Raw genomic sequence first — 5,400 nt, forward strand, 5'->3', positions numbered from 1 at the left:
GGCGGCTTCACCGTGCAGGCCGAGCTGCCCGTGGACCGGACGGCGTGATCCGGGTCCTGCTGGTCGACGACCAGCCGCTGCTGCGCAGCGGGTTCCGCGCGCTGCTCGACGTGGAGGACGACATCGAGGTGGTGGCCGAGGCCGCCGACGGCCTGCAGGGCCTGGCCCTGGCCCGCGAGCACCGGCCGGACATCGCCCTGCTCGACATCCAGATGCCGGTGCTGGACGGCATCGAGACGACCCGGCGCATCGCCGCCGACCCGGACCTGGCCGGGGTGCACGTGGTCATCCTGACCAACTACGGCCTGGACGAGTACGTCTTCGACGCGCTGCGGGCCGGCGCCGCCGGGTTCCTGGTCAAGGACATCGTGCCGGAGGACTTCCTGCACGCCGTCCGGGTCGCCGCGCGCGGGGACGCGCTGCTGGCGCCGTCGATCACCCGCAAGCTGATCAGCCGGTACGTCACCGAACCGCGCCGCACCGGCGCCGGCGCGCAGCTCAAGGAGCTGACCAACCGGGAACGCGAGGCCGTCGCCCTGGTGGCGCAGGGGCTGTCCAACGACCAGATCGCCGAGCGCCTGGTGATCAGCCCGCTGACCGCCAAGACCCACATCAACCGGGCGATGGCCAAGCTGCACGCCCGCGACCGGGCCCAGCTCGTGGTCCTGGCCTACGAGTCCGGCCTGGTCACTCCGCGCACCGGCTGACCCCCGAACCGCTCCGGCCGGTCAGCGGGCCGTGGAGGCGCGCGGGACCAGGCGGCAGGGCCGGGTGCGCTTGCCGCGTACCGGATCGCCGTTGATCGCCGCCAGCAGCAGCTCCGCGGCCGTGCGGCCGATGCCCTCCAGGTCCATGTCGATGCTGGTCAGCGCCGGGCGGCAGCCGTCGACCATGACGTCCCAGTTGTCGAAGCCGACCAGGGCGACGTCGCCGGGGATGGCCCGGCCGGCCTCGCGCAGCGCCTCGGCGACACCGCGGGCGTTCTGGTCGGTGCCGCTGAAGATCGCGTCGACGTCCGCGCCGGCCGCCAGCAGCAGGCCCGCCGCCTGCCGCCCCCAGGCCTCGCTCCACTCGCCGAACAGCACCGGCACCGCGAGGTCGAGGCCCTCGCCGCGCAGGGTCTGCTCGGTGGCGGCCGCCCGGACCGTCGCGGAGTGGTGGTGCTCCGGGCCGGTCACGTGCGCGATCCGGCGCCGGCCGGTGGACAGCAGGTGCCGCACCGCCCGGCGCGCGCCGTCCGCCTCGTCGGGGACCACCGAGCAGTCCTGCGGGTCGGCCGAGCTGATGAACGCGTACACCACCGGCACGTGCAGGCCGGCGGCGATCGGGGCCCGGGCCTGGGTGCGCCGGCCGGTGACGATGATCCCGTCGACGTTGCGGCTCAGCAGCGTACGCAGGTAGTACTGCTCGCGGATCGGGTCGTCGCGGGCGTCGCAGAGGAACACCGAGACCTGGCCGGCGCCCAGGGCGTCCTCGGCGCCGATCAGCAGCGGGATGCTGAACCGGCCGATGCTGTCGGTGGTGATCATGCCGACCGTGTACGTGCGCCCGGAGTGCAGGCTGCGCGCCGCCGCGTTGGCCACGAAACCGAGCCGGTCGGCGGCCTCCCGGACCCGTTGCCGGGTCTCCGGGCGCAGGCTGCCGCGGCCGTTGAGGGCCTTGGAGGCGGTGCCGACGGAGACCCCGGCGAGCGCGGCGACCTCGGCGATGGTGACGGCCCGTCCGATGGTGGTCAGTGTTTCCTCCAGGGTTTCCGGCCGGGCTTTCGCGGTTGGCGTAACCACACGGTAATCAGCCCTTGACATGGCCGCAAGGTGCTCCCTAACTTCAAGGCAATCGTTTTCCTTGTTTCCTCCCTCCCTGGCCCAAGGGGCACCTGATGAGACTTTCCCCCGGCAACCGCCGACGGCTCGGCGCCGCTGCCGCACTGACGCTGACCGCCTGCCTCACCGTCGCCTGCTCGTCCTCCGACTCCGGTTCGGGGTCCTCCGGCGCGGCGAGCGGCACCTACACGATCTGGGATCCGTATCCGCAGTTCGACGACAGCTCCGAGTGGGTGAAGCTGCTGACCAAGTGCGGCACCGACGCCGGGGTCACCGTCAAGCGCACCGGCTACGACACCACCGACCTGACCAACAAGGCGCTGCTCGCCGCCCAGCAGGACAACTCCCCCGACGTGCTGATCGTCGACAACCCGGTGGTCTCCACCCTGGCCGAGGCCGGCGCGCTGACCACCACCGAGGAGTCCAAGCTGGACACCACCGGCGTCGAGCCGAACCTGCTGGCGGCCGGGCAGAGCGGCGGCAAGACCTTCGGCATCCCGATCGGCGCCAACACGCTCGCGCTCTACTACAACAAGGCCGTGCTGACCAAGGCCGGGGTCGACCCGGCCCAGATCAAGGACTGGGCCGCGCTGACCGCGGCCCTGGGCAAGGTGAAGCAGTCCGGCAAGAAGGGCATCACCTTCTCGGCGATCGGTACGGAGGAGGGCAGCTTCCAGTTCCTGCCCTGGTTCTGGGGCTCCGGGGCGAATCTGACCCAGCTCGACTCCCCGCAGGCCGTCTCGGCGCTGACCCTGTGGACCGACTGGCTCAAGCAGGGCTACGCGCCGAACTCGGTGCTCAACAACACGCAGACCACGAGCTGGCAGGAGTTCGCCACCGGCGACTACGCGTTCGGCGAGAACGGCACCTGGCAGCTGGCCAACGCCAAGAAGACCGGCTTCGACTACGGCATCATCGCTGTCCCGTCCAGTGCCGGCGGCACCGCCCCGGCGCCCACCGGCGGCGAGTTCGTCACCGCGCCGGTGCAGTCCGACACCGCCCGCTACGCCGTCTCGCAGAAGCTGATCGCCTGCCTGACCAGCGCCGACAACGCGCTGACGACCGACACCACGCTGTCCTACGTCGCGGCCACCGCGGCCGTGCAGGACAAGCAGGTCGCGGCCACCCCGGAGCTGAAGGTCTGGGTCGAGGCGGTCAAGGCGGCCAAGGGCCGGACCAGCGACGACCTCGGCACCAAGTACCCGAAGATCTCCCAGCCGCTGTGGACCGCGTTCCAGGCCGCGCTGAGCGGCTCCAAGTCGCCGCAGGACGCGCTCAAGGCGGCCCAGACGACGGCAGCGGCGGCGACGCAGTAGCCATGGCCCACGACACGACGATCCGTACCGGGGCGGCGACCACCGCCCCGGTGCGGGCCGGGGCCTCGCCGGCCCGGCGCGCGCGGCGGACACGGCAGCTGGCGGCCTGGGGTTTCCTCGCGCCGGTCGTGGTGTACCTGCTGGCCTTCTACGCCTATCCGCTCTACCGCAACCTGGATCTGAGCCTGCGGCACTACACCGTGCGGTCGTTCGTTCAGGGTGATGCCCCGTTCAGCGGGCTGGACAACTACCGCACGGTCTTCGGTGATCCCAGCTTCGGTCCGGCGTTGCTGCACACCGTCGTGTTCACCGGTGTCTCGCTGATCTTCCAGTTCGCCATCGGGATGGCCCTGGCCGTGTTCTTCGCCCAGAACTTCCGGCTGTCGGCGACGTTGCGGGCGCTGTTCCTCGTACCGTGGCTGTTGCCGTTGATCGTCTCGGCCTCGACCTGGTCGTGGATGCTCAACAGCGACTCCGGCATCGTCAACGCCGCGCTCGGTGTCCTCGGGGTGGACCCGGTCAACTGGCTCACCTCGCCGCAGTGGTCGCTGGTCTCGGTGATCATCGCCAACATCTGGATCGGCGTGCCGTTCAACCTGGTGGTGCTCTACAGCGGGCTGCGGGCGATCCCGGACGAGATCTACGAGGCGGCGGCCCTGGACGGCGCGTCCGGCTGGTCGACGTTCTGGCGGATCACGTTCCCGCTGCTGCGGCCGGTCTCGGCGATCACGCTGCTGCTCGGGCTGGTCTACACCCTCAAGGTCTTCGACATCATCTGGATCATGACCAAGGGCGGGCCGACGGACTCGTCCACCACGCTGGCCACCTGGTCGTACCGGTTGAGCTTCGGCAATCTGCTGCCGGAGTTCGGTCCCGGCGCCGCGGTCGGCAACCTGCTGATCGTGATGGCCCTGATCTGCGGGCTCATCTACATCCGGATCCAGCGGAGGCAGGCATGACCCGGCAGCTCAAGACCGGCATCGGCGTGGTGCTGACGGCGATCATGCTGTTCCCGGTCTACTGGATGATCAACGTGTCGTTCACCAAGGACACCGACATGCGGGCCAGCCCGCCGCACGTGTTCCCGTTCGACGCCACCCTCGAGGGCTACCGCGCGGTGCTCGACCAGCAGCTGCCGTACCTGGGCACCAGCCTGATCGTCGGGCTCGGCACCGTCCTGCTCACCGTCGTGCTGTCCGCCCCGGCCGGCTACTCGCTGGCCAAGCTGCGACCGCGCGGCGGCGGCGCGCTCAGCTTTGTGCTCCTGATCGCCCAGATGATCCCCGGGATCATCATGGCGATGGGCTTCTACGCCATCTATCTCAAGGCCGGCGTGCTCAACACCACGGCCGGGCTGATCCTGGCCGACTCGACCATCGCCGTCCCGTTCGGCGTGCTGATCTTCACCGCGTTCATGTCCGGCATCCCGGACGAGCTGACCGCGGCGGCCACCGTGGACGGTGCCGGCCCGCTGCGCACGTTCTGGTCGGTCGTGCTGCCGGTCAGCCGCAACGCGGTGGTCACCGTCTCGCTGTTCGCGTTCCTGTGGGCCTGGTCGGACTTCGTCTTCGCCACCACGCTGGCCGGCGGGGCCGACCACCAGCCCATCACGCTCGGCATCTACCGCTACATCGGCAACAACAACCAGCAATGGAACGCCATCATGGCCACCGCCGTGGTCGCCTCCATCCCCGCGACGCTGCTGCTCATCCTGGCGCAGCGTTACGTGGCCGCCGGCGTCACGGCCGGCGCCGTCAAGGACTGAGGACAATCTCCATGACCGAACCCACCCGTTCCGCCGGTCCCGTCGCGCCCACCGCCCGGGCCGTGGCCGCGCTGCACCCGCTGCCGGCGGACGCCGTCCACCTGTCGCCGACCGGCCTGCTCGGCGGCTGGCAGGCCCGTAACGCCGCCGCGACCCTGCCGCACTGCGTCGACAATCTCGACACGGCGGGAAACCTGGCCAACCTGCGCCGGGTCGTCGGCGACGGACCCGCCGCCTTCGCGGGCATGTGGTTCGCCGACACCGACGTCTACAAGACGCTGGAGGCGGCGGCCTGGGAGCTCGGCCGGACCGGCACGCTGAGCCCGCGGCTGTCCGGTTTCCTGGCCGACACGGCGTCGCTGCTGGAGAAGGCCCAGGACCCCGACGGCTACCTGGACTCGTACTACCAGAGCGACCACCGCGACCGGCAGTGGGCCGAGCTGCACTTCAGCCACGAGATGTACTGCGCCGGGCACCTGATCCAGGCGGCCGTCGC

Annotated in this window: 6 protein-coding genes; 5 read left to right on the forward strand and 1 reads right to left on the reverse strand. The window is 70.7% G+C overall.

From position 1 onward, the window contains the following. Positions 1-44: 44 nt before the first annotated feature. Complete coding sequence (locus tag AB0C29_RS31720) at positions 45-707, forward strand: response regulator transcription factor (RefSeq protein WP_360827942.1); 663 nt, start codon at positions 45-47, stop codon at positions 705-707. A gap of 21 nt (positions 708-728) precedes the next feature. Here the strand turns inward: AB0C29_RS31720 and AB0C29_RS31725 are convergent, their stop codons facing one another. Continuing rightward, on the reverse strand, positions 729-1,784 hold the full coding sequence (locus tag AB0C29_RS31725) for a LacI family DNA-binding transcriptional regulator (RefSeq protein ID WP_360827926.1): 1,056 nt from the start codon (positions 1,782-1,784) through the stop codon (positions 729-731). A 95-nt stretch (positions 1,785-1,879) separates the two neighbouring features. Here AB0C29_RS31725 and AB0C29_RS31730 point away from each other — a divergent pair, with 95 nt between their 5' ends. The 4 genes from AB0C29_RS31730 to AB0C29_RS31745 form a co-directional block, all read left to right on the forward strand. Further along, positions 1,880-3,139 (forward strand): extracellular solute-binding protein, encoded by a 1,260-nt coding sequence (locus tag AB0C29_RS31730; protein WP_360827929.1) that lies wholly within the window; start codon positions 1,880-1,882, stop codon positions 3,137-3,139. Between the two features lie 2 nt (positions 3,140-3,141). Further along, complete coding sequence (locus tag AB0C29_RS31735; protein WP_360827932.1) at positions 3,142-4,098, forward strand: sugar ABC transporter permease; 957 nt, start codon at positions 3,142-3,144, stop codon at positions 4,096-4,098. After that, positions 4,095-4,904, forward strand: coding sequence for a carbohydrate ABC transporter permease (locus AB0C29_RS31740; RefSeq protein WP_360827935.1), 810 nt, complete (start codon positions 4,095-4,097; stop codon positions 4,902-4,904). The genes AB0C29_RS31735 and AB0C29_RS31740 overlap by 4 nt, the downstream gene beginning before the upstream one ends. Positions 4,905-4,915: 11 nt before the next feature. After that, positions 4,916-5,400: beta-L-arabinofuranosidase domain-containing protein (locus tag AB0C29_RS31745; RefSeq protein ID WP_360827939.1), on the forward strand; the 485-nt coding region annotated here is incomplete at its 3' end.

The organism is Actinoplanes sp. NPDC048791 (assembly GCF_040650095.1).
Taxonomy (GTDB): Bacteria; Actinomycetota; Actinomycetes; order Mycobacteriales; family Micromonosporaceae; genus Actinoplanes.

Bases quoted from the DNA above. Each gene is read 5' to 3' on its own strand.
- AB0C29_RS31730 (WP_360827929.1), top strand. From the start codon at position 1,880: ATGAGACTTTCCCCCGGCAACCGCCGACGGCTCGGCGCCGCTGCCGCA.
- AB0C29_RS31735 (WP_360827932.1), top strand. From the start codon at position 3,142: ATGGCCCACGACACGACGATCCGTACCGGGGCGGCGACCACCGCCCCG.
- AB0C29_RS31740 (WP_360827935.1), top strand. From the start codon at position 4,095: ATGACCCGGCAGCTCAAGACCGGCATCGGCGTGGTGCTGACGGCGATC.